This window comes from Acinetobacter sp. YH12116, assembly GCF_013418895.1.
GTDB lineage: Bacteria > Pseudomonadota > Gammaproteobacteria > Pseudomonadales > Moraxellaceae > Acinetobacter > Acinetobacter indicus.
Genome location: NZ_VPBE01000006.1, coordinates 19502 through 42699, shown reverse-complemented (window position 1 = coordinate 42699; position 23198 = coordinate 19502). Strand labels below are relative to the sequence as shown.

Here is a 23198-nt window from a genome sequence, read left to right as displayed (position 1 = left end):
TAAACAAACATGTGATGGTAGTAAATAAATGAGTGAAGCTGTTCCCTCGGTTGTTGCGATTGACATTGGGACACACAAAGTTTCAGTTTTGATTGGTAAGGTACACGCGCCAGACAATATCCAAGTGATTGGTATGGCTACCGCTCGTAACCGAGGCATGAATAAAGGAAAAATTGTAAGTCTCGATAAAGTCATTACAGCCATTAAAAATGCCGTTCAAGAAGCAGAAGATATGGCGGAATGCCGGGTGCATTCAGCCTGGATTTCTATTCCAAGTGCAGAATTAAAAAGTTTTTATGCTGCGGGGCGTACCCCGATTGAAAATAGTGACCACACAATTACAACAAGTGAAGTGGTTCGTGCCTTAGATCTGGCCAAAGCCAGCCATTTAACTTCAGATCATTATCTGGTCAGCGCGGTGCCGTTGGGCTTTGATCTGGATGATTCCGGTGAATGGGTACAAAACCCGATCCGTATGTCGGCGCATAGCATGACCGGTCATTATCAGCTGATGATGCTGCCGATTAGCACCATGCAGAATCTGGACCGTGCCTTAAAAGGGGCCAATATTGGTGTAGAAAAAATGGTGGTGTCGCATCTGGCCACCGCTGAAGCCAGTTTACTGAAAGATGAAAAAGAATATGGCGTGTGCCTGGTTGATATTGGCGCCGGTACCACCAATATTGCGGTCTATCTGGATGGTCGTCTGGCGCTGTCACAAACCCTGCAGCGTGGCGGTGAGCATGTGACCCGTGATATCGCGGCGGTATTGCAGACCACCACCGAAGAAGCCGAGCGGATTAAACTGCTTTACGGTTGCGTCGATTTAAAAGTGGTCAAACCTGATCACATGATTCAGATTCAGGGCATTGATGGTCCGCAAACCATCAGCCGGATTGAACTGTCGGAAATTATTATTGCGCGTTATGAAGAAATTTTTGCGCAAATCCGTCAGGAACTGGAAAACAGTGGCGCCATTCATGGCTTATATCATGGTGTGGTGCTGGCTGGTGATGCCTGTCAGATTGAAGGCATGGTCAGTCTGGTACGCCGCACCCTGGGTGTGTCTGCGCATTTGGGCAATCCGCCGGTACAGGTTTATGCCGATGAACCGCATCAGGCTGCCTTACGCCGTTCGCAGTATGCAACCGCAGCGGGCGTGCTGATGTATAGCCAGAGCTACAGTCAGGACACCATTGTCGAAACCGAAGACCCGGAGACCTTATCGGTCTGGGCGCGTGTAGGTCGTGCCTGGTCAGGACTCAACGAAAAACTGAAATCAATTTTTTAGTTGATTTTTTAGGGAATATTGTTAGGAAGTTGTACGGATTATCGCTTGTACTTGACAAGGCAGCCGTTGGACAGCATTCTTAAAAACAATTTTTTATTAAGATCAAGGCAGTATACGGGCTGAAGTGACTGCCAATTATGAATTAGGAAAGCTAAAGGTCATGGCCTCATTTGAATTTTTTGAAGATGATCAAACCGATAACAACGGTCAAGCCCGTTTCACTGTATTTGGTGTAGGTGGTGCAGGCGGTAACGCCGTACAGCATATGCTGGAATCAGATATCCAGGGTGTGAAATTTGTCTGTGCCAATACCGATAAACAGGCACTGGACCGCATGAATGCACAGTGCAAAATCCAGCTGGGCGAGCAAAGTACCCGTGGTCTGGGCGCAGGGGCTAATCCGCAAGTGGGTCAAACCGCTGCTGAAGAAAGCCGCGAGCTGATTCGCCAGCAGTTAGAAGGCACCGATATGGTGTTTGTGACTGCCGGTATGGGCGGTGGTACCGGTACCGGTGCTGCACCTGTTGTCGCTGAAATTGCCAAAGAAATGGGCATTTTAACTGTCGGTGTCGTAACCACACCGTTTAACTTTGAAGGTAAACGCCGTCTGCAATCTGCAGAAAAAGGTATTGAAGCTTTAGAGCAGCATGTTGATTCCCTGATCATCATTCCAAACCAGCGCTTGTTAAAAGTGTTCCGCGACATTTCCATGAAAGATGCTTATAAAAAGGCAGATGACGTGCTGTTAAATGCCGTGCGCAGTATCTTTGATTTAGTGGTACGTCCGGGTCACATCAACCTTGACTTTGCCGATTTGAAAACGGCCATGAGTACCCGTGGCTATGCCATGATGGGTGTCGGTCTGGGGCGTGGTGAAAACCGTGCCCGTCAGGCAGCAGAGCAGGCGATTCGCAGTCCGTTACTGGATAACGTGACCATCATGAATGCCAAAGGTATTCTGATTAACGTGACCGGTGGTGATGACGTGACCTTTGGTGAAATTGAAGAAATTACCGATGTTGTCAACCAGATTGTCGATCTGGATGAAGGCCAGGTATTCTACGGTACCGTATTTGATCCGGATGCGCGTGATGAAATCAGCGTGACCGTAATTGCCACTGGTTTGACCCGTAATTCAGCCGATGCGGTTGAGCCAGTCAAGCGTTCTTCAGTGGTGCAGTCTGCACAGGCAACCGCTCAACAGCCGGTTGAAGAAGATGATGTTCCGGCCATTCAGCGTCAGGCAGAGGCAGCGCCGGCCATCAATGCGACTGCAGGCAGCAGCAATAATTCACGTCCAACGCCAATGAGTATTCAGGAATATCTTAAAAATCAACAACGTAAATAATTTTTACGATATAGATTTTTATTCCAGAACTTGTAAAAGGTAGCCAAATGGCTACCTTTTTGTTTTTTATCAATGGCTAAATATGCTAACGTATAGCGGTTTTATATACAGATGAATTGAGAGCATGTTGAAACAACGTACCCTAGAACGTGTCGTGAAAGCGAGTGGTATAGGTCTGCATAGTGGACAGAAAGTCATGATTAACTTTGTGCCGCACCATGCTGACGGGGGAATCGTGTTTCGCCGTATTGACCTGAATCCACCGGTCGATATTCCGGCCGATGCCATGCTGATTCAGGAAGCCTTTATGTGCTCGAATCTGGTTCAGGACAATGCCAAAGTCGGCACCATTGAACACATTATGAGTGCGCTGGCGGGTCTGGGAATTGATAACCTGATTATCGAGGTTTCCGCCTCTGAAGTGCCAATTATGGACGGCAGTGCCGGTCCCTTCATCTATTTATTAATGCAGGGTGGCTTAAAAGAGCAGGATGCGCCAAAAAAATTCATCAAGATTTTAAAACCGGTCGAAGCGCTAATTGATGATAAACGTGCCATTTTCACCCCGCATGACGGTTTCCAGCTCAATTTCACCATCGATTTCGATCATCCCGCCTTTAAAAAAGAATATCAGTCTGCCACCATTGATTTTTCTACCGAAACCTTCGTCTATGAAGTCAGTGAAGCACGCACCTTTGGCTTTATGAAAGATCTGGATTATTTAAAAGCCAACAATCTGGCCTTGGGCGCCAGCCTGGAAAATGCCATTGGGGTCGATGACACCGGTGTGGTCAATGAAGAGGGCCTGCGTTTCTCGGATGAATTTGTTCGTCACAAAATATTAGATGCGGTGGGCGATCTGTATTTGCTCGGTCATCAAATTATTGCGAAATTTGATGGATATAAATCGGGTCATGCACTGAATAACCAGCTCTTACGGAATGTGCAAAAAGATCCAAGCAGCTATGAAATTGTAACATTTGATGACATCAATCAATGTCCAATTCCGTATGTGAGTGTGACATAAGTCATTGTCTTTCCTTGGTGATGTTATAATGTAACATCTAAAAAAGTGAACTAATTCTCGTTTTTATCGGTTTTGTATTTTTTAGATTGGCGCAATGTTACTTTTTATTGCTTGCCAAACGTAACAAAGCTTGGCTAAGCTTAGGGTCGCTCACAAAGTCAGCAGCACCGCGAAGCATTTCCTGGGTTTCTGTACTGAGTGTTCTTGAAGATTTTTCCTGTTTTGGGGGCGTTTGCAACTGCGGTTTTAACCGGACCTGAATCTTGTGTAAATCTTGAAGTTCTGCCAATTGTGATAGCTGAGCAACATACTGTTTTTGCAAATAGGCCAGTTGACTCACCATCGCCTGATTGGTGCCAGTAATGGTAAGAATCCCTTGCTGATAACAAACAACCTGCCAAAGTTCGGGTTGGGGCAACAAGGGTTGAATAATTTGAGTAAGTTTCTGCCAGGCAGCAACTTGCGTTGAGAGAAACGTTAGGTTTCCTGTTTTTATGTGTTTTCTTGTTTGGCGAAAGACGTTACAAGGCTCGGACATACATATTTCCTTCATGTTTATGTCTTAATCTTATGCGCTCCTTTCAGTGAAGATCAAGGAAGAGATCACCAAGGAACTCTGAGTAAGAACAGTTTTTATGAGGTTTTTATGCATACGCGACGTATTTTATTAGCGTTTTCTTTGGCGGCTTCTGCGGCGTCAGTGGCTTTTGCTGATCTGGTTGACTTAAACAGCCAAAATTCATCGACAGACCGTATTGAAGAATTGACCCGCACCCTGGCACAAGGGACCTATAGCGAGTCACAAGACATCAATATTCCGGCGCAAACTGAAATTAATGTCAAACTGCGTGAAAAAACGGTTGAATTAAACAACGAATCTTTAGCGAAAAAATACGGTTCAGCGTCTTCTGCGAAATCTTATAGCGCTAATCCATATAGCTGGTTAGTGGCGCATCCTTTACCAAATGCCCGTGTAAGCTCAAACTATGGCGGTCGTACCATGAATGGTCGTGCTGAACGTCATTCAGGTTTAGATTTAGCAGCGCCAAGCGGCACACCAATTTATGCCACTGGCCCGGGTATCGTAACTAAATCAGGTTGGGGTACAGGTTATGGTCAATATGTTGAAATTAACCATGGCAATGGCTATTTAACCCGTTACGCTCATGCATCACGCTTAATTGCACGTGTCGGCGATCGTGTTGCTGCAGGTGAGCATATTGCAAACGTGGGTTGTACAGGTCGTTGTACCGGTCCTCATTTACATTATGAAGTAGTAAAAGACGGCGTTCGTAAAAACCCATCAACTTACCTGGCAATGCTGCCTTAACAGCTTGCGGCTTTTGCTCAAAAGGCCTAATTTTTGAGCACGTCATGCATTAAGACCTTATAACGATTATATTATCACTCAAAAGAATATTGTCTGTATATTAAACCGCCGCTATTGGCGGTTTTTTGTTATTTTGGGTAATAAAACGTCAATAGATATTTTTTCTCGAAATACTAGTCTAAAGTCGTATTCACCGATGGCCATACCTTTAGAAAGCAGAAATATGGTACATATAAACCATATAATTAGGATTCAGGAATGACCGACTATGGCGTATTATGGTGATACCGACGCGCAGGAAACCCAAGAGTGGCAGGATGCGTTTGATTCAGTTTTGCAGCACATGGGAACCGAGCGTGCGGCATTTTTATTAGAAAAACTTTATCAACGGGCAATCGCGAAACACGTTCCCATTCAGCGTCTAAATACGCCTTATTTAAATACCGTTTCAGTTGAAGAGCAACCACCAATGCCGGGTGATCAGGATATGGAGCGTCGTATCCGCGCCCTGATTCGCTGGAATGCACTGGCGATGGTACTGCGTGCTAACAAAACGGGCGATGATCTTGGTGGTCACCTGGCCAGTTTTGCTTCTTCTGCCACCCTTTATGATGTTGGCTTTAACCATTTCTTCCGTGCCAATAGTGATAACTTTGGCGGCGACATGATCTATTATCAAGGTCACTGTGCTCCGGGTATCTATGCACGTTCTTTCCTTGAAGGTCGTCTGACTGAAGAACATTTAAATAACTTCCGCCGTGAAGTCGGCGGTAAAGGTTTGCCATCTTACCCACACCCATACCTGATGCCAGACTACTGGCAGTTCCCGACCGTATCCATGGGTCTGGGTCCGATCATGTCAATCTATCAGGCGCATATTCAAAAATACCTGATGAACCGTGGCCTGATCAAAGAAGAAGACCGTAAAGTCTGGGCTTATCTGGGCGATGGCGAAATGGATGAGCCGGAAAGCCTGGGTGCGATTTCACTGGCGGGTCGTGAGAAGCTGGATAACCTGATCTGGGTGGTGAACTGTAACTTGCAGCGTTTAGATGGTCCGGTACGTGGTAATGGCAAGATCATTCAGGAACTTGAGTCATTATTCCGTGGTGCTGGCTGGCGTGTAATTAAAGTGGTCTGGGGTCGTCATTGGGATCCGCTACTGGATAAAGACAAATCTGGTGCACTCAAAGCGATTATGGAAGAAGCAGTAGATGGTGATTACCAGCGCTATCAGGTGAAAGGTGGTGCTTATGCACGCGCACATTTCTTTGGTAAATATCCAGAAGCAGAAGCTTTGGTTAAAGACCTGAGCGATGAAGATATTGATAATCTGAACCGTGGTGGTCATGATCCGTACAAAGTTTTTGCTGCCTATGCAGAAGCGACCAAGGCCAAAGGTCAGCCAACGGTCATTCTGGCAAAAACCGTAAAAGGTTATGGTCTGTCTGATGAAATTGAAGCGGTGAACAAGACGCACCAAATCAAGAAAATGCAGCTGGAATCATTGAAGTACGTACGTAACCGTTTCAACCTGCCATTTACCGATGAGCAGCTGGAAGAAGTGCCATTCTATCGTCCAAGTGAAAACTCGCCTGAAATTAAATATATGAAGGCGCGTCGTGAAGCACTGGGCGGCTACTTGCCGGCACGTCGTAAAGACAGCGAGTCTCTCGCGATTCCTGAGCTGTCGGTGTTTGATGCAGTGCTAAAAGGTTCAAACGGTAAAGAACAATCGACCACCATGGTGATGGTGCGCCTGATCTCTGCGCTGTTAAAAGAAAAAGCCATTAAAGACCGCGTGGTGCCAATTGTTCCAGATGAAGCGCGTACCTTCGGTCTGGAAGGCATGTTCCGTCAACTGGGTATTTATGCCGCACATGGCCAGAAATATACCCCGGAAGACCAGGAACAGTTGATGCATTACCGTGAAGCCAAAGACGGTCACATGCTGCAGGAAGGGATTAATGAAGCCGGTGCAATGAGTGCCTGGGCGGCGTTGGCGACCAGTTATTCGACCAATAACCTGCCAATGATTCCGATGTACATGTACTACTCGATGTTTGGTTTCCAGCGGATTGGCGACATTGCCTGGGCAGCCGGTGATGCACAGGCGCAAGGTTTCTTGCTCGGTGCAACCGCAGGCCGTACTACCCTGAACGGTGAAGGTTTACAGCACCAGGACGGTCACTCGCACATTCTGGCCAATACCATTCCAAACTGTGTCTCTTATGACCCATGTTTCGGTTATGAACTGGCGGTTATCGTCCATGACGGTTTACAACGCATGTATGTCAATCAGGAACGTGTATTCTATTACCTAACGGTTATGAACGAGAACTACGAGCATCCTGAAATGCCGCAGGGCGTTGAAGAAGGCATCAAGCGTGGTATGTATCTGCTTGAAGAAGATGAGAAAGCCACGGTTCAGCTTCTTGGTTCCGGCGTGATTCTGCGTGAAGTGATTAAAGCCGCGAAAATCCTGCGTGAGGAATACCAGATTCACTCCAATGTCTACAGCGTGACCAGCTTCAACGAACTGGCGCGTGATGGTATGGCATGCGAAGAATACAACCGTCTGCATCCGCTGGCGGAAGAGGCCAAAGAGCCGTGGGTATCGAAACAGCTGCGTGGTACGGACGGTATTGTGGTATCTGCAACTGACCATATGCGTGCTTATAGCGAACAAATCCGTGCTTATTTGCCAGACAGCCGTCCGTTTGTGGCGCTGGGTACAGATGGTTATGGCCGTTCGGATACACGTGCCAACCTGCGTAGCTACTTTGGTGTCGATGCCGCGCACATTGTGGTGGCGACCTTGAAGAAACTGGCCGATGAAGGCGAAGTTGATGCGCGTCTGGTCAAAGATGCCATTTCAAGCTTTGAGCTGGATACCGACCGTCCGGTCGCGTGGGCACCACAGGCTACGCCTGAGCTGCACGCTGTGGCTGACTACAAAGAGGAGAACTAATCATGCACATTACGACTCCTGATATTGGTGTAGATAAAGCCACCGTGGCTGAAATTCTGGTCAAAGTCGGCGATAGCATCGCGGTCGATGACAGTATTGTGTTGCTGGAATCCGACAAAGCCTCTGTTGAAGTGCCAAGCACTTCAGCCGGGGTGGTGAAAAGCATTCTGGTCAATCAGGGTGATGAAGTCGCAGAAGGCGCGGTGCTGATTGAACTGGAAGCCGAAGATGGAACGTCACAAGCCGTTGAACCACAACTGGCTGATGCACCGCAAAAAACGTCTGAAAACACCCCGACCTCATTGTCTGATCAGGACATTATTGCGGAAGTGAGCAGCCATCAACCTGCGGCAGCCTCGCAAAACCAGACAGCAGCGGCTGGCAGCGCTGTAACCGTTGAAGTGAAAGTGCCGGATATTGGTGTAGAAAAAGCGCTGGTTGGTGAAATTCTGGTTCAGGTCGGCGATCAGATTGATGTCGATCAGAGCATTGTGGTGGTGGAATCGGACAAAGCCACGGTGGAAGTGCCAAGTACGGTATCGGGTACGGTGGCCTCTATTGAGATTCAGGCTGGCGATAGCGTCAAAGAAGGTGTGGTGATTCTGACCGTGGCCACGGCAGAGGCAGCACCAGCAGCTGAACAGTCGCAAGCTCAAGCCGAACAGCAACCTGCTGCTCAGGCGGCGCCTGAACCCAAAGCTGAACCAGCAGCGCCAGCTTCTGCAGCACCGGCGGGTGATGTCGAAGTGAAGGTCCCGGATTTAGGGGTTGATAAAGCCGCGGTTGCAGAAATTCTGGTTCAGGTCGGTGATACGGTCGAAAAAGATCAAAGTATTATTGTGGTGGAATCGGACAAGGCCACGGTTGAAGTGCCAAGTACCGCCGCGGGTGTAATCAAGGCGATTCATGTCGAGCTGGGCCAGAATGTGTCAGAAGGCATTGCCTTGGTGACTATTGAGGCGGAAGGTCAGACAGCGCCTGCACCGCAGGCAGCAAAAGCTGAAGCGCCAGCACAAAAAGCCGCACCTGCTGCGCCAGCCGCACAGGCCTCAAGCGCTGTACCGAGTACACATACTGCAGACAAGCTCACCAAAGAGCAAAATGCAGCGAACTCGAAAGTATATGCTGGTCCTGCAGTGCGTAAACTGGCACGTGAACTGGGTGTCATCTTGGCCGATGTCAAAGCTTCCGGTCCACATGCACGGGTTATGAAAGAAGACCTGGTGGCCTATGTGAAGTCGCGTCTGACAGCACCGCAAACTGCTCCGGCGGCCGCAGCGGTGGCAGCAGCACCATTGGGCTTGCCGAAATTGCCAAGTTTCGATGCGTTTGGTGGTGTGGAAGAGAAAGCTTTAACCCGCTTGCAGCAAGTGTCCATCCCACAGCTATCTTTAAACAACTACATTCCGCAAGTAACCCAGTTTGATGCAGCAGACATCACCGAACTGGAAGCATGGCGTAATGAGCTGAAAGGCAACTTCAAGAAAGAGGGCATCAGCCTGACCATTATGGCCTTTATTATTAAGGCAGTGGCCTATTTGCTGAAAGAAGAACGCGAGTTTGCCGGTCACTTGTCTGATGATGGCAAGTCTGTGCTGCTCCGCAATGAAATCCATATGGGGATTGCGGTAGCGACACCAGATGGCCTGACCGTACCGGTACTGCGTAATCCGGATCAAAAATCGATTAAGCAGATTGCCATTGAACTGGGCGAGCTGGGCCAAAAAGCGCGTGACAAGAAACTGTCACCGAAAGACCTACAAGGCGCCAACTTTACCATTTCCAGCCTTGGCGCAATTGGTGGTACTGCCTTTACGCCGCTGGTGAATTGGCCGCAAGTGGCAATTCTGGGGATTTCTCCTGCCACTATGCAACCGGTCTGGAATGGCGAAGGCTTTGATCCACGCTTAATGCTGCCGTTGTCGCTGTCTTATGATCACCGTGTGATTAATGGCGCAGATGCAGCCCGATTTACCAACAAGCTGACCAAGCTGCTCAAAGATATCCGGACTTTGTTAATCTAAAACGCCGCTTGGTGTTTCTCTGTGACGGAGAACACGCAAAGTTGAAAAAAACCCTGCTTCGGCAGGGTTTTTGCTTTTGGTACTTGAGTTTTTTCTGTGGCCGATTACAATAACAGCACTTCATTGGGGAGTAGCCGCTTTTTACGCAAAGTAAAAAGGTGATGGTCAACATATTTGCTCAACAGGGCATGGTCATCATAGCAAAGAACCAAAATGCTTTTCTCAAGCTTTCTTTTGTTGGCAAGACCTTTGATTTATCACTCTGCAGATTTGGCTAGCAGGAGGGATAGGTCATTGGTATGTGTGCTAGCCAGAGAAATCCATCATGTATGAATTCCTGATCTCAACTGCAATTGTCGCTTTGGCCGAAATGGGTGATAAAACCCAGCTGTTGGCCCTGTTACTGGCGGCCCGCTTCCGTAAACCGCTGCCAATTCTGCTGGCGATTCTGGCCGCTACCCTGATCAATCACGGTTTATCTGCAGCCTTGGGACAATGGATTACCACCATTTTAAGTCCTGAAATTCTGCGCTGGATTCTGGCACTCGGTTTTATTGGAATGGCGATCTGGATGCTGATTCCGGATCAGCTGGATGATGAAAATGAAAGCATCAACAAATGGCAGAAATACGGAGTGTTTGGTGCCACCTTTATTCTGTTCTTCCTGGCAGAAATTGGCGATAAAACCCAGATTGCAACCGTGGCGCTGGCTGCGCGTTTTGACAGTATTTTCTGGGTGATGATTGGCACCACCTTGGGGATGATGATTGCCAATGCGCCGGCAGTATTTATCGGCAATAAAATGGCAGAGAAATTACCGGTATCCTTGATTCATAAAATTGGTGCACTGATTTTCCTGATCATCGGGGTCAGCACCTTGTTGCAATATTATTTCTTTTAAAGGCTGCTACTGATTTTGGCCCAATCTTCCCGGTTGGGCTTTTTTATGGGCTGAACCTGACCCGTGCTTCTACAAAATAGTTGAAAGTTAAATTGTATATTGATTGTAAGTTGGCGGAATACCCTTTATTTTATAGGGAATTAAAAATTTAATGTAAAGATAAGATTTTTTTGGGGACAAGGTATGGCGTTCGATCGCACCACATCACAAGTATTATTTGATAATGGCACGCATAAATGTATCAGTTTCACCAGTCTGGTCAAAGGTGAGGGCGTACAGGCCAACCAGTTTCTGATTCTGGACAATGACCGTGCCGCAGTTCTGGACCCGGGCGGCGATTTGACCTATGTACCGCTAACCATGGAACTGAATAAATATACCCGCCTGACCAATCTGGACTATGTGATGGCATCACATCAGGACCCGGATATTATTACCTCAATGCCGCGCTGGCTGGTGTATACCGATGCCAAAGTGGTGGCTTCGAAATTGTGGGCGCGTTTCTTGCCGCACTTGAACTCGGCCTTTATGAGTGACCGGATGAAAGGCAACTGGCTGGAGCGTCTGATTGAACTGCCAGATCATGGCCAGGTGATTCCATTGGGACAGGCATCCATTGTCGCCATTCCTGCGCATTTTCTGCATTCGGTCGGTAATTTCCAGTTTTATGATCCGGTGGCCAAAATCCTGTTTTCCGGCGATATGGGCGCTTCAATGGTCGAAGATGCATCCAAGCCGTTAGAAAACTTTGCCGCGCATATTCCAAAAATGAAAGCTTTTCATCAGCGTTATATGTGTGCCAATAAAGTCATCCGTTTATGGGTGAATATGGTGCGTCAAATGGATGTCGAAATGATTGTACCGCAGCATGGTACCGCGTTTGTGGGCAAGGAGCAGATCAACCAGTTCCTGGACTGGATTGAAACGCTGGAATGCGGTGTCGACCTGATGGATGAGTCGGTATTTACCTGTCCGACTTAAGCCAAAAAATCGCGTAAAAAACTGAAAAAATAACTTGAGTGTAAAAACAACATTTTTTATATTTTCTTCCCCAAAAAAACTCTTTTTTGATGACGAGAATTTTAACAATGTTGTCTCAAGTTGCTTCCTCAGATGCGTGTCTTAGCTGCGGCGCATGCTGCACCTATTTTAGAGTTTCATTTTACTGGGCAGAAGGCATTCCCATGCCTGAGCATTATACCGAACCGGTAAATGCCCTCTATTCATGCATGAAAGGGACCAATCAGGCCAATCCGCGTTGTATTGCGCTGGAGGGAACGGTCGGACAACAGGTCAGCTGCTCTATGTACGAGCAGCGCAGTTCCAGTTGCAAAGAGGTACAGATTGCCGATGAGCAGTGCAATAAGGCACGCCGTGCGCATAACCTGATTCCGCTGGTGTTGGTCGAAGCGGCCAATGATGGCCAGGACCCGGATTTTGACCGGGTCAGTTAAAGACTTCAGCATCCAGATGCTGTTATCGTAGAAAAGCAGGCCATGGCCTGCTTTTTTCATCAGCAAACTCATCCGAATTGTCAGGATGTGCGGAATAAATAATTATTTATGCAATAACAAATGAAATTTATAGCAAGATTTGTTTATAATAGCGCACGGAAATTACCAGTGAGACTGTTATGTTGACCATCGTTCAAGAAGCGCTAACCTTCGATGATGTCTTATTACTCCCTGCCTACTCAACTGTCCTCCCAAAAGATGTCTCTCTAAAGACACGTTTAACTCGCGGCATTAATCTGAATATTCCTCTTGTGTCTGCAGCCATGGATACGGTGACTGAATCCCGTATGGCCATTGCAATGGCGCAAAATGGCGGTATTGGTATCCTGCATAAAAACATGGATATCGCAGCGCAGGCGGCTGAAGTACGTCGTGTGAAAAAATTTGAAGCCGGTATGGTCAAAGACCCGATCACTGTGACCCCAGAAACCACAGTACGTGAACTGATTGCCTTAACTCAAGCCAACAACATCAGCGGTGTGCCTGTGGTGAAAGATGGCAAAGTGGTGGGCATCGTCACCGGTCGTGATACACGCTTTGAAACCAATCTGGAGCAGCCGGTCAGCAACATCATGACCGGTCAGGACCGTCTGGTGACGGTGCGTGAAGGCGAATCAAAAGAAAATATCCAGGCACTGTTGCAACAGCACCGTATTGAAAAAGTACTGGTGGTGGGTGAGAACAACGAACTGCGTGGTTTAATTACGGTCACCGATTTCCGTAAAGCCGAACTTTATCCAAACAGCTGTAAAGATGACCTCGGTCGTTTACGCGTAGGTGCTGCAGTCGGTACCGGTGTAGAAACCCCAAGCCGTGTAGAAGCGCTGGTTGAAGCTGGTGTGGACGTGATTGTAGTCGATACTGCACACGGTCACTCTGCCGGTGTAATTGAACGCGTACGCTGGGTAAAACAGAACTATCCGCAAGTGCAAGTCATTGGTGGTAACATCGCAACGGGTGATGCTGCGCTTGCGTTATTAGATGCTGGTGCAGATGCAGTGAAAGTCGGTATTGGTCCGGGTTCTATCTGTACCACCCGTATTGTGGCCGGTATTGGTATGCCGCAAATCTCGGCGATTGACTCTGTAGCAAATGCATTAAAAGAACAGATTCCATTGATCGCGGATGGTGGTATCCGTTTCTCTGGCGATATGGCCAAAGCGATTGGCGCAGGTGCCAGCACGATTATGGTCGGTTCACTGCTGGCTGGTACTGAAGAAGCACCGGGCGAAGTTGAATTCTTCCAGGGCCGTTATTACAAGGCTTATCGTGGTATGGGTTCATTGGGTGCCATGGCGGGTGCAACCGGTTCTGCAGACCGTTACTTCCAGGACTCTAAAGCCGGTGCTGAAAAACTGGTGCCAGAAGGTATTGAAGGTCGCGTACCGTACAAAGGCCCAATGGGTAATATCGTGCATCAGATGATGGGTGGTTTACGTTCATCAATGGGTTATACCGGTTCTTCAACCATTGAAGACCTGCGTCAGAATGCCAAATTCGTGAAGATTACTGCAGCCGGTATGTCTGAATCTCACGTGCATGATGTGACCATTACCAAAGAAGCACCGAACTATCGCGTTGGTTGATTTTTGGTAATTCGCCTTATAGAAAAGCCGTCATAAATGTGACGGCTTTTTTAATTTTGGTGTAAAGTAAGCGTGTTGAAACAGGATGATGAAAATCACCATAACCCTATAAGAAGTGAGTAAGACATGAGTTATTTTGGAACCGATGGTATACGTGGCAAGTTTGGGGAGCTTCCAATTACACCAGAGTTTGCATTGAAACTAGGTTTCGCGGCAGGTAAAGTTTTAAAAAAATACAGCAAGAAAAATAAACCGATTGTGGTACTGGGCAAAGATACCCGTCTGTCAGGTTATATTCTGGAATCGGCGCTACAGGCTGGTCTGAACGCTGCCGGTATTTATGTACATTTACTGGGGCCATTGCCGACCCCCGCGATTGCACATTTAACCCGTGCCTTACATGCCAGTCTGGGCATTGTCATTTCTGCATCGCATAACCCGTATTTTGATAACGGGATTAAATTCTTCTCCAGCGAAGGCAAAAAACTGCCGGATGAACTGCAGGAAGCGATTAATCAAGAACTCGAAAATGAAATTCAGATTGAAGATAACGCCAATCTGGGTAAAAGCTTCCGCGTTAAAGACTCTGCCGGACGTTATATCGAATTCTGTAAATCGACCTTTCCTTATCATTTCGATCTGAACCATTTAAAAATTGTGGTGGACTGTGCCAATGGTGCAGCCTATAACGTTGGTCCGGCGGTATTTAAAGAGCTGGGTGCCAAGGTCATTCCGCTATATAACACCCCAGATGGTCTGAATATTAATGAAGATTGTGGTTCGACCCATCCGGAACAGTTACAGCAGGCGGTGGTAGAACATCAGGCGGATTTGGGCATTGCCTTTGATGGCGATGCTGACCGGGTGATTATGGTTGACAAAAATGGTGAGCAGATCACCGGCGATCATATCCTTTATATTCTGGCGACGCAGGCCAAAAACAAACCGGCAGGTATTGCCGGAACTGTCATGAGCAATATGGCACTGGAACTGGCGTTAGAAAAAGCTGGAGTCGAGTTTGTCCGGGCCAAAGTTGGTGACCGCTATGTGTTGCAGGCGCTTGAGGAAAATGGCTGGAATATCGGCGGTGAGCCATCGGGCCATGTCCTGACTCTGGATAAAAGCACCACTGGTGATGCGATTATTGCCGCATTACAGGTCTTAACCGTCATGGTAGAGCAGGGCAAAGCCCTGCATGAACTGGTTGCCGATTTTAAACTGTTCCCGCAAGTGCTGGTGAATGTACGTTTAGAGGCCATGTTTGACCCGTATGCCGTGCCCGCTTTAGTGGAAGAATTTGGTAAAGCAGAAGCGCAGCTGCAAGGCCGTGGCCGTATCCTGATTCGTAAGTCAGGCACTGAACCGGTGATTCGTGTAATGGTCGAAGGGGATGACCAGCAGGAAGTGACCGTACTGGCCAACCATCTGGCCGATGCCGTGCGTCATCATGCGATTGCTGCCTAAGGGGAGTATAGATGTCTGATTTAATTAAAGACTTAAGTGAATTACGTTTAAGCTATCAAAAAGGCGAGCTGCATGAGTCAGCCGCTTTGGCTGATCCGCATCAGCAGTTTTTAAACTGGTTTAATCATGCGCTGGAAATCAAGCTGCATGAACCCTATGCCATGTCTTTGGCTACAGCCAATGCGCAGGGCCGTCCGCATGTGCGTACCGTGCTACTGCGCGGTGCAACCGAACTTGGTTATGACTTTTATACCAACTATGACAGCCAGAAAGGCACCGACTTACTGGAAAATCCTTATGCGGAATTGCTGTTTTACTGGCCGGAACTGGAACGCCAGATTCGGGTTAGCGGCCGGGTGAGTAAAATTCCGGAGGAAGAGTCGCATCTGTACTATAACAAGCGTCCACGTGACAGCCAGATTGCGGCGCATATCAGTACCCCGCAAAGTGGTGTGATTGCCAGCCGTGAAGCGTTGCAACAGCGTTTTGCACAGCTTGCTGCCCAGGTGGGTGAGCAGGATGTACTGAGCAAGCCGGAATTCTGGGGCGGTTATCGTCTGGAACCGGATTATTATGAATTTTGGCAGGGGCGCCCGAATCGTTTACATGACCGTTTAAGTTATGAAAAAACCGATGGGGCATGGACACTGCAACGACTGATGCCTTAAATGTCGAATATACAGATTAAACAACGACCTTTTCTGACACGCCCTGAAAGTTTTCAGGGCGTGACGCCGTTGATTGCCCAGATTTTGGCGCGACGTGGTGTGCAATCCGAGCAGGAACTGGAACTGAAGCTGAAACACTTGCTGGCGCCGACCATGAAAGGGCTGGATCAGGCCATTCAGCTTCTGGATCAGGCCATTGACGAGCACAAAGAGATTGTCATTGTCGGTGATTATGATGCCGATGGTGCCACTAGTACCGCCTTAATGGTACTGGCCTTGCGTGAATTGGGTGCCAAGGTACAGTATCTGGTGCCGGACCGGTTTAAATATGGGTATGGCCTGACTCCGGCAATTGCCGATCTGGCCTTTACCCGCTTTCAGCCTGATTTATTAATTACCGTTGATAATGGTATTTCCAGCCATGCCGGCGTGGAACAGGCGCAAGCACATGGTATGCAGGTTATTATTACCGACCATCACCTGACCACCAAAGCTACACCAGCGGCGGATGCCGTCGTCAATCCGAACCAGCTCGGCTGCGAATTTCCGAGTAAAGCCTTGGCGGGCGTCGGGGTGGCATTTTATGTCTTGGCCAACCTGTCCAGCTATCGTAAAAAACAAGGCAAATCCAGTTCCAATCTGACCCAATATCTGGATCTGGTGGCCTTGGGCACCTATGCCGATGTGGCCAGTCTGGACTATAACAACCGTATTCTGGTGGATGCCGGACTGAAAAAAATCCAGCAACATCTGTGTCGGCCGGGAATTTCAGCACTGCTGGATATAGCCGGACGAGAGGCAGCCAGCCTAAAAGCCCAGGATTTAGGTTTTGTGTTGGGACCACGGATTAATGCCGCGGGCCGAATGGAAACCATGGATATTGGTATTGAATGTCTGCTGGCCAATGATGCACAAACTGCTTATCGCTTCGCTGAACAGTTAAACCAGTTAAATGTAGAGCGTCGTCAGGTTGAAGGGCAGATCAAGCAGGAAGCATTGCAGGAACTGGAAAAAATCCAGCTCGATGCTAGCGAACTGCCTGCGGCCTTAATCATGTTTGAGCCGCATTGGCATCAAGGGGTGATTGGTATTGTCGCAGGTCGGCTGAAAGAACAGTTCCATCGCCCGAGTATTGTGTTTGCGGCTGATGAAGATGGTATTCATATTAAAGGGTCGGCACGTTCCATTGATGGTATTCATATCCGTGATGCGATTGAACAGGTAGCCGAGCAGTATCCGCATCTGGTCAGCCATTTTGGCGGACATGCGGCTGCGGCCGGACTGACCATTCAAAAAGCTCATTTTCAGGAATTTAGGCAGATTTTTGAACAGCTGATTGCCAGCATGGACCCTGAGCTGTTTCAGGCCACCTTATGGACCGATGGTGAATTGCCGGTAGAAGATTTTCATTTAGAAACTGTGCATACCTTGCAGCACTTGGCGCCGTGGGGGCAGAAATTTCCACCGCCAATTTTTGAGGGGCAATTTCAGATTGTGGATTATCGTTGGCTCAAAGATGTACATCTTAAATTACGCGTGGCTTTGGAAAATGGGCAGGTGATTGATGCGATCGCGTTTGGTGCCAAAGATAAATTTGAATTTAACCCGATGCTGGATGATGTGCGTTTGGTTTATGAATTAGAGCGCAATGTGTTTAATGGCAATGTGAGTTTGCAGTTGCAGATTGTGCATTTGGAGCAGTAATCCAAATAAAAAATCCGCTCAAATTTGAGCGGATTTTTTTGCTTTTAATGTGAGGGATTAGAAGCGATATTTCGCAGCGACACCAAAACTATTGTAGTCAGCATTACCAGCTTCACCAAAGCCTACACGGCCTTCTAAGCTCACTTGTGGGGTAAAGAATTTACGTGCATTGATACCAAACTCGTTAGTATTTTGAAGATCATTGTCGTAATAATCCACACCTACACTTAGGGTTTTATCAATGTAGTAGTCTGCTGCTAGATTGTATTCATCTAGATCACCAAAAGCAGCGCCTGCTTCAAGGTTGATGTCTTTACCATTTGAAAGTGTAGTTACATATTTGGCACGTAATGTTGGGTCTACGCCATCGTCGTTGTCATCGTCATAACCTTTAAGACCTGCGGCAATTAGCAAGCCTGGTGCTGGTAAATAACCGACTTCTGCTTGATAATAAGTTGTATCCCAATCATATTTTTGACCAAATTGATTTACAGATTCGCGCTCATTTTGGCTTACACCACCCGATAAATAAAAATCAGAATTCGGTACAAATACTTCTACATTAGCACCGTAAGTATTACTGTCGGTATTACCACGGTCTGCAAATGTTGCATATGCACCAACATTACTAGCACGGTCAAGATAGGCTGCTTCAGCTAAAGGCGCATTACGGGTTTGTACAGGGTTAAAGTAATAAGTACCATCTACACCAAAAGCGTTGCCTGAACTACCGTTGTCTGGATCGACATAAGCTGCTGATGCACCAATTTCAGCTTGGTATGCGTTCGCAGTACCAGTGATAGCCAAAGCTGAAAGTAGGGCTGATGCGATTGCTAATTTTTTCATGGAAATTACCCCTCTGAAATCTGGTTAACAGTTAAACTTTTTGTTACAACTTTTAGTCTAGGCTAAAAAATTTCAGCGTCAATCATCAGAAAGTTACCGCATTGTTTCAGTCGTAAGTTTGTGTAATGATTTGAGTTTAAGTGATTGAAATAAAAATGAAATAATTAAATGTTTTGTTTTATTAAAACTATGTAGATTTTGTGAATTTTCTAAATATTGACTATAAAACCATCAAATATGTGTCAGATCTCCTTCAACGCTAGAGTAAATGGAAATTGTAGATCTAAATATTTCAGGCAAATTTAAGCTGAATATGCGTAGGGATTGGCTGGCTATTTATGTCTAGAAAAGTTGTGCTGGAAATAGCTGCAGGGTGGCAATGCCTGAACAGGTCTGTGCTACAATTATTGGTTATTGAGCTTCATTGTTAATTGAGAGAATTTACGTGGAAATTAATCCTTATCTAAACCAGCTAAAAGACTTGAACGAACGTGGTCAAACACTACGGGGGTATCTTTGACTACGATCTTAAAAAAGAGCGTTTAGAAGAAGTTCTCCGTGAATTGGAAGATCCGGCCATCTGGAATGACCAGAACCGCGCCCAAGCCATGGCCAAAGAAAAAGGCGAGCTTGAGAACGTCCTGAATGTATTAGACGGTCTGGCAACACAGCTCGAAGATGCACAGGCGATGCTGGATCTGGCGGTGGAAGCCGATGAAGAAGCCATGCTGGAAGATGTGCAGGCCGAATTGAGCGCCGCTGAAGAAGAGCTGGCAAAACTTGAATTCCGCCGGATGTTTAACAATCCAATGGACCCGAACCCGTGCTATGTCGAAATTCAGGCCGGTTCTGGCGGTACCGAAGCACAGGATTGGGCTTCAATGCTGCTACGTATGTACATGCGCTGGATCGAACGTCATGGTTTTAAAGCTGAATTAATGGAAGAATCTGACGGGGATGTCGCCGGGATTAAATCCGCGACGATTCGTGTCGAAGGTGAGTATGCCTATGGCTGGTTACGTACTGAATCGGGTGTCCATCGTTTGGTGCGTAAGTCACCATTTGACTCGGGTAACCGCCGTCATACTTCATTCTCTGCAGTGTTTGTTTCGCCTGAAGTAGATGACAATATTGAAATTGAAATCAATCCGTCAGATGTCCGTACCGATACCTATCGTGCATCGGGTGCCGGTGGTCAGCACATTAACAAAACTGACTCTGCCGTGCGTTTAACCCACATTCCAACCGGTATTGTGGTGGCCTGTCAGAACCAGCGTTCACAACATGCCAACCGTGACCATGCCTGGAAACAGTTACGTGCAAAACTCTATGAACTGGAAATGAGCAAACGTAATGAAGCCGCTCAGGCATTAGAAGACTCGAAGTCTGACATTGGTTGGGGTAGCCAGATCCGTTCTTATGTACTGGATGACTCACGTATCAAAGACTTACGTACTGGTGTTGAAAATTCAAATACAGGTGCAGTTCTGGATGGTGATCTGGATAAATTTATTGAAGCAAGCTTGAAACAAGGCCTGTAAGCAGACCTTTTAACTCTCTGCGTAGCAAGGCAGATACAGTTTGTGACTCTTATATCTAAAATATTCGATATATAAATCGAAAAAATACGATATAATGGGATAAATGCTGCAATCAGCTTTGTTGCGCACGACTATGTGATGTGACTATGGACTTTGATCTGATCTTTAAAGCACTGGCAAATCCCACACGCCGGCAAATTCTGGAATGGTTAAAAACACCAGAGCAGTTTCTGTCTGCCGAAGAATGTGGCGGCTTTCAGCGTGGTGTTTGTGCGGGCCAGATTGAAAAATTAGGGCAAGTTTCGCAGTCCACCATGTCCAATCATTTGTCCGTGTTACAGCAGGCGGGATTAATTACCGCCACCAAACATGGGCAATGGTCATATTTCTCCCGCAACGAAGCTTTGATTCAGCAGTACATCGAACATCTACAACAACACCTCTAAAACATATCTGGAGGTCGGAGTCAGTATGGCTGAATTAAATACCCCCCTGAAACTGGGTGCGCTTGAATTAAAAAACCGTGTCATCATGGCGCCTTTAACCCGTAGTCGTGCAACCGATGAGCGTGTCCCAACCGCGATGATGGCTGAGTACTATGCCCAACGTGCAAGTGCAGGCCTGATTATTTCTGAAGCGACAGTTATTTCTGAAGAAGCTAATGGTTACCGCAATACACCTGGGCTATTTACAGATGCACAGGTCGAAGGCTGGAAGCGGGTCACCAATGCTGTACATGAGAAGGGTGGTTTAATCGTTGCCCAACTATGGCATGTGGGGCGTGTTTCTGATCCAGAGCTGTTAAATGGTGAAACACCGGTATCGGCGAGTTCAGTACAACAGGCCGGTCATGTCAGCCTGTTACGTCCTAAGCGCCCTTATGTTCTTCCACGTCCGCTGGAAATCTCAGAAATTCATGCCATTACCGAGCAATATAAGCAGGCTGCAATTCGTGCCAAAGACGCCGGTTTTGATGGAGTAGAGTTGCATGGCGCCAATGGTTATCTGATTGACCAGTTCCTGCAAACCAAGACCAACAAGCGTGAAGATGAATACGGTGGTTCTGTTGAAAACCGGGCTCGTTTCCTGCTGGAAGTGGTGGATGCCTTGATCGAAGTCTGGGGCGCGGATCGTGTTGGTGTGCATCTGGCACCACGTTGTGATGAGCATGATATGGGCGATGATGATCCACGTGAAACATTTGGCTATGTGATGCAGGAATTGGGTAAACGTCAGATCGCGTTTTTCTTTACCCGTGAATATTTGGCAGAAGACAGTATTTCCGAGTATATGAAACAGCGTTCAGGTGGTGTTCCCTACATTGCCAATATGCGTTTAAGCCGTGCCGATGCGATTGAACTGCTGGCTTCGGGCAAAGCCGATGCCGTGTCTTTTGGTAAGGCTTATATTGCCAACCCGGATTTATATGAACGTTTGCTGGATGATGCACCGCTAAATGAACTGCAGCTAGAGACCATGATTGGGGTGCAGGGTGCAGCAGGCTATACCGATTATCCAAGCCTGGCTGAAAGCGTGGTGAATGCCGACTAAAGCAGCCGCGTTGTTGCTTTGCTTTTTTATTTGGAGCCATATCCATTAACATGCGGATAGGGCTCTGTTATATTCTCAGGGCAAAAAATCAGTTTGAGGCATCTCTTTGGCTACTCCGTTTTGGTATAACGCAGCGTTATCTGTTCTAAAACCGTTGTATCGGTCGCGTATTAAAAAGCGGGCCGAGAGTGAAGCGCAGTATCAGCAGGAAATTGTAGAGCGTTTCGGGCCATTTCAGCCGCCGAAAAATCTGCAGGCGATCTGGTTTCATGTGGTCTCGGTGGGAGAAACCAACGCGGCCCAGCCTTTAATTGAACATTATTTAAAAGCCGGTCATCCGGTGCTGGTCACCAACACCACCAAAACCGGACAGGCACGGGCTAAATCTCTCTTTTTAAAAGCACCGTATGAGGCGCTGTTTCAGGCAGTGTATTTACCAGCCGACCAGAAACATCTGATTGCCGATTTTTATCAGAAATATCAGTCGAAATTATTGCTGTTGATGGAAACCGAGCTGTGGCCGAACCTGATTGATCAGGCCAAAAACTTCCATGTGCCGTGCCTGTTGCTGAATGCACGGCTGTCCGAAAAATCGGCCAAAGGCTATGCCAAAGTCTCCGGCCTGACCCGGGCGATGTTGCAGGGTTTGACGCAGCTGTTGGTACAAGATCAGGCCTCACATAGCCGTTTTGTGGCACTCGGTGCAGTTGCTGAACAGACCCAGGTGGTGGGTAGTATCAAGTTTGATATTAGTGCACCGCCGGCCTTTATTGAACAGGCCAACATGTTGCAGCAGGACTGGCAGCTGGCAGGCCGTAAAGTGATCACACTGGCCAGCACCCATGCACCGGAAGAAAAAGACGTACTGGCCGTGTTAAAACCAGCCTTGATAGCAGATCCGGCGCTGGTTTGTATTGTGGTACCGCGCCATCCGGAACGTTTTGATGAGGTCTTTCACGCCGCACAGGCTTTGGATTTGCGTACCCAACGCCGCAGTTTGGGACAAACTATTGAAGCGGATACCCAGGTCTATCTGGCCGATTCAATGGGCGAAATGTGGCTCTGGTACGGTCTGAGTCAGGCCTGTTATGTTGGCGGTTCTTTAAATGAACCGGGTGGTGGGCATAATATTCTGGAGCCGATAGCGCTGCATGTGCCGACCATTCTGGGTAAGAATTATTTTAACTTCCAGACCATTGTCGATGAGTTTGTCGACGCTCAAGCGGTGGTGGTGGTAGAGAATGCTGAACAAGCGGCACAGACCATGCTGGAGATCTTATCGGATTCCTCCAAAGCACTGACTTTAAATACTGCAGCACAAAAGATTATGCAGCAGAATCAGGGTTCACTGGCAAAGCATATTCAGGTAATTGATCAATATCTTTGATGATATTCTGATGGGTAAAGAAGCTGATTTTCATGGATTTACGAG

19 protein-coding genes and 1 riboswitch are annotated in these 23198 nt (G+C 47.4%); of the genes, 17 read left to right on the top strand and 2 right to left on the bottom strand.

Translation table 11 applies throughout. The features are described 5' to 3' along the window. Positions 1-28: 28 nt before the first annotated feature. The 3 genes from ftsA (at position 29) to lpxC (ending at position 3666) form a co-directional block, all read left to right on the top strand. Complete coding sequence (gene ftsA, locus FTU54_RS05700) at positions 29-1291, top strand: cell division protein FtsA (RefSeq protein ID WP_005180811.1); 1263 nt, start codon at positions 29-31, stop codon at positions 1289-1291. Between the two features lie 160 nt (positions 1292-1451). After that, entirely contained in the window at positions 1452-2639 is a 1188-nt protein-coding gene (gene ftsZ / locus FTU54_RS05695) for a cell division protein FtsZ (protein WP_005180810.1), read from the top strand. Between the two features lie 124 nt (positions 2640-2763). Continuing rightward, the gene (lpxC, locus tag FTU54_RS05690; RefSeq protein WP_005180809.1) at positions 2764-3666 is read left to right on the top strand and encodes a UDP-3-O-acyl-N-acetylglucosamine deacetylase; all 903 of its coding nucleotides are present in this window, start codon (positions 2764-2766) and stop codon (positions 3664-3666) included. A gap of 97 nt (positions 3667-3763) precedes the next feature. Here the strand turns inward: lpxC and FTU54_RS05685 are convergent, their stop codons facing one another. Further along, positions 3764-4204, bottom strand: a complete 441-nt coding sequence (locus FTU54_RS05685) for a hypothetical protein (RefSeq protein ID WP_016658741.1) — start codon at positions 4202-4204, stop codon at positions 3764-3766. A gap of 108 nt (positions 4205-4312) precedes the next feature. Here FTU54_RS05685 and FTU54_RS05680 point away from each other — a divergent pair, with 108 nt between their 5' ends. The 10 genes from FTU54_RS05680 to recJ all read left to right on the top strand — a co-directional run bounded on the left by FTU54_RS05680 (position 4313) and on the right by recJ (position 17828). Beyond that, positions 4313-4996: a M23 family metallopeptidase gene (locus tag FTU54_RS05680; RefSeq protein ID WP_005180807.1), complete on the top strand. Its 684-nt coding sequence runs from the start codon at positions 4313-4315 to the stop codon at positions 4994-4996. Positions 4997-5264: 268 nt separating this feature from the next. Then, on the top strand, positions 5265-7967 hold the full coding sequence (aceE, locus tag FTU54_RS05675) for a pyruvate dehydrogenase (acetyl-transferring), homodimeric type (RefSeq protein ID WP_180074542.1): 2703 nt from the start codon (positions 5265-5267) through the stop codon (positions 7965-7967). Positions 7968-7969: 2 nt separating this feature from the next. Further along, positions 7970-9991 carry a 2-oxo acid dehydrogenase subunit E2 gene (locus tag FTU54_RS05670; protein WP_180074541.1) on the top strand — a complete coding sequence of 674 codons (2022 nt, stop codon included), beginning with the start codon at positions 7970-7972 and terminating at the stop codon, positions 9989-9991. Positions 9992-10104: 113 nt separating this feature from the next. After that, positions 10105-10245: riboswitch (yybP-ykoY riboswitch) on the top strand. A 71-nt stretch (positions 10246-10316) separates the two neighbouring features. After that, complete coding sequence (locus tag FTU54_RS05665) at positions 10317-10892, top strand: TMEM165/GDT1 family protein (protein ID WP_016658743.1); 576 nt, start codon at positions 10317-10319, stop codon at positions 10890-10892. 183 nt (positions 10893-11075) lie between these two features. After that, a complete protein-coding gene (locus FTU54_RS05660; RefSeq protein WP_005180798.1) occupies positions 11076-11873 on the top strand; it encodes an MBL fold metallo-hydrolase in 798 nt (265 codons plus the stop codon). Between the two features lie 107 nt (positions 11874-11980). Continuing rightward, positions 11981-12346, top strand: a complete 366-nt coding sequence (locus tag FTU54_RS05655) for a YkgJ family cysteine cluster protein (protein WP_075167288.1) — start codon at positions 11981-11983, stop codon at positions 12344-12346. 179 nt (positions 12347-12525) lie between these two features. Continuing rightward, the gene (guaB, locus tag FTU54_RS05650; RefSeq protein ID WP_005180795.1) at positions 12526-13992 is read left to right on the top strand and encodes an IMP dehydrogenase; all 1467 of its coding nucleotides are present in this window, start codon (positions 12526-12528) and stop codon (positions 13990-13992) included. Between the two features lie 126 nt (positions 13993-14118). Then, positions 14119-15456, top strand: a complete 1338-nt coding sequence (gene glmM / locus FTU54_RS05645) for a phosphoglucosamine mutase (protein WP_005180793.1) — start codon at positions 14119-14121, stop codon at positions 15454-15456. 11 nt (positions 15457-15467) lie between these two features. Beyond that, positions 15468-16124, top strand: coding sequence for a pyridoxamine 5'-phosphate oxidase (gene pdxH / locus FTU54_RS05640; RefSeq protein ID WP_005180791.1), 657 nt, complete (start codon positions 15468-15470; stop codon positions 16122-16124). Beyond that, positions 16125-17828 carry a single-stranded-DNA-specific exonuclease RecJ gene (gene recJ, locus FTU54_RS05635; RefSeq protein WP_104489262.1) on the top strand — a complete coding sequence of 568 codons (1704 nt, stop codon included), beginning with the start codon at positions 16125-16127 and terminating at the stop codon, positions 17826-17828. It begins immediately after the preceding gene. A 57-nt stretch (positions 17829-17885) separates the two neighbouring features. Here the strand turns inward: recJ and FTU54_RS05630 are convergent, their stop codons facing one another. Next, positions 17886-18674: a putative porin gene (locus FTU54_RS05630; protein ID WP_168369919.1), complete on the bottom strand. Its 789-nt coding sequence runs from the start codon at positions 18672-18674 to the stop codon at positions 17886-17888. A 445-nt stretch (positions 18675-19119) separates the two neighbouring features. Between FTU54_RS05630 and prfB the strand changes: the two genes are divergently transcribed. The 4 genes from prfB (at position 19120) to FTU54_RS05610 (ending at position 23153) form a co-directional block, all read left to right on the top strand. Next, positions 19120-20215 (top strand): peptide chain release factor 2 gene (gene prfB, locus FTU54_RS05625; protein WP_155756629.1). Its coding sequence is split into 2 segments (ribosomal slippage): positions 19120-19191 and positions 19193-20215, totalling 1095 coding nucleotides; the frame shifts between segments, so codons are not numbered across the junction. A gap of 146 nt (positions 20216-20361) precedes the next feature. After that, complete coding sequence (locus FTU54_RS05620) at positions 20362-20661, top strand: helix-turn-helix transcriptional regulator (protein ID WP_005180779.1); 300 nt, start codon at positions 20362-20364, stop codon at positions 20659-20661. Positions 20662-20686: 25 nt separating this feature from the next. Further along, positions 20687-21766: an alkene reductase gene (locus FTU54_RS05615; RefSeq protein ID WP_180074540.1), complete on the top strand. Its 1080-nt coding sequence runs from the start codon at positions 20687-20689 to the stop codon at positions 21764-21766. 106 nt (positions 21767-21872) lie between these two features. Continuing rightward, complete coding sequence (locus FTU54_RS05610; protein ID WP_180074539.1) at positions 21873-23153, top strand: 3-deoxy-D-manno-octulosonic acid transferase; 1281 nt, start codon at positions 21873-21875, stop codon at positions 23151-23153. The last annotated feature ends 45 nt before the right edge of the window (positions 23154-23198 follow it).

Excerpts from the sequence above, each read along its gene's own strand:
- ftsA (WP_005180811.1), top strand. The coding sequence starts at position 29 with ATGAGTGAAGCTGTTCCCTCGGTTGTTGCGATTGACATTGGGACACAC.
- FTU54_RS05620 (WP_005180779.1), top strand. The coding sequence starts at position 20,362 with ATGGACTTTGATCTGATCTTTAAAGCACTGGCAAATCCCACACGCCGG.
- FTU54_RS05660 (WP_005180798.1), top strand. The coding sequence starts at position 11,076 with ATGGCGTTCGATCGCACCACATCACAAGTATTATTTGATAATGGCACG.
- recJ (WP_104489262.1), top strand. The coding sequence starts at position 16,125 with ATGTCGAATATACAGATTAAACAACGACCTTTTCTGACACGCCCTGAA.
- aceE (WP_180074542.1), top strand. The coding sequence starts at position 5,265 with ATGGCGTATTATGGTGATACCGACGCGCAGGAAACCCAAGAGTGGCAG.
- lpxC (WP_005180809.1), top strand. The coding sequence starts at position 2,764 with ATGTTGAAACAACGTACCCTAGAACGTGTCGTGAAAGCGAGTGGTATA.
- pdxH (WP_005180791.1), top strand. The coding sequence starts at position 15,468 with ATGTCTGATTTAATTAAAGACTTAAGTGAATTACGTTTAAGCTATCAA.
- glmM (WP_005180793.1), top strand. The coding sequence starts at position 14,119 with ATGAGTTATTTTGGAACCGATGGTATACGTGGCAAGTTTGGGGAGCTT.
- FTU54_RS05665 (WP_016658743.1), top strand. The coding sequence starts at position 10,317 with ATGTATGAATTCCTGATCTCAACTGCAATTGTCGCTTTGGCCGAAATG.
- FTU54_RS05615 (WP_180074540.1), top strand. The coding sequence starts at position 20,687 with ATGGCTGAATTAAATACCCCCCTGAAACTGGGTGCGCTTGAATTAAAA.
- FTU54_RS05685 (WP_016658741.1), bottom strand. The coding sequence starts at position 4,204 with ATGTCCGAGCCTTGTAACGTCTTTCGCCAAACAAGAAAACACATAAAA.
- FTU54_RS05670 (WP_180074541.1), top strand. The coding sequence starts at position 7,970 with ATGCACATTACGACTCCTGATATTGGTGTAGATAAAGCCACCGTGGCT.
- FTU54_RS05655 (WP_075167288.1), top strand. The coding sequence starts at position 11,981 with ATGTTGTCTCAAGTTGCTTCCTCAGATGCGTGTCTTAGCTGCGGCGCA.
- ftsZ (WP_005180810.1), top strand. The coding sequence starts at position 1,452 with ATGGCCTCATTTGAATTTTTTGAAGATGATCAAACCGATAACAACGGT.
- guaB (WP_005180795.1), top strand. The coding sequence starts at position 12,526 with ATGTTGACCATCGTTCAAGAAGCGCTAACCTTCGATGATGTCTTATTA.
- FTU54_RS05680 (WP_005180807.1), top strand. The coding sequence starts at position 4,313 with ATGCATACGCGACGTATTTTATTAGCGTTTTCTTTGGCGGCTTCTGCG.
- FTU54_RS05630 (WP_168369919.1), bottom strand. The coding sequence starts at position 18,674 with ATGAAAAAATTAGCAATCGCATCAGCCCTACTTTCAGCTTTGGCTATC.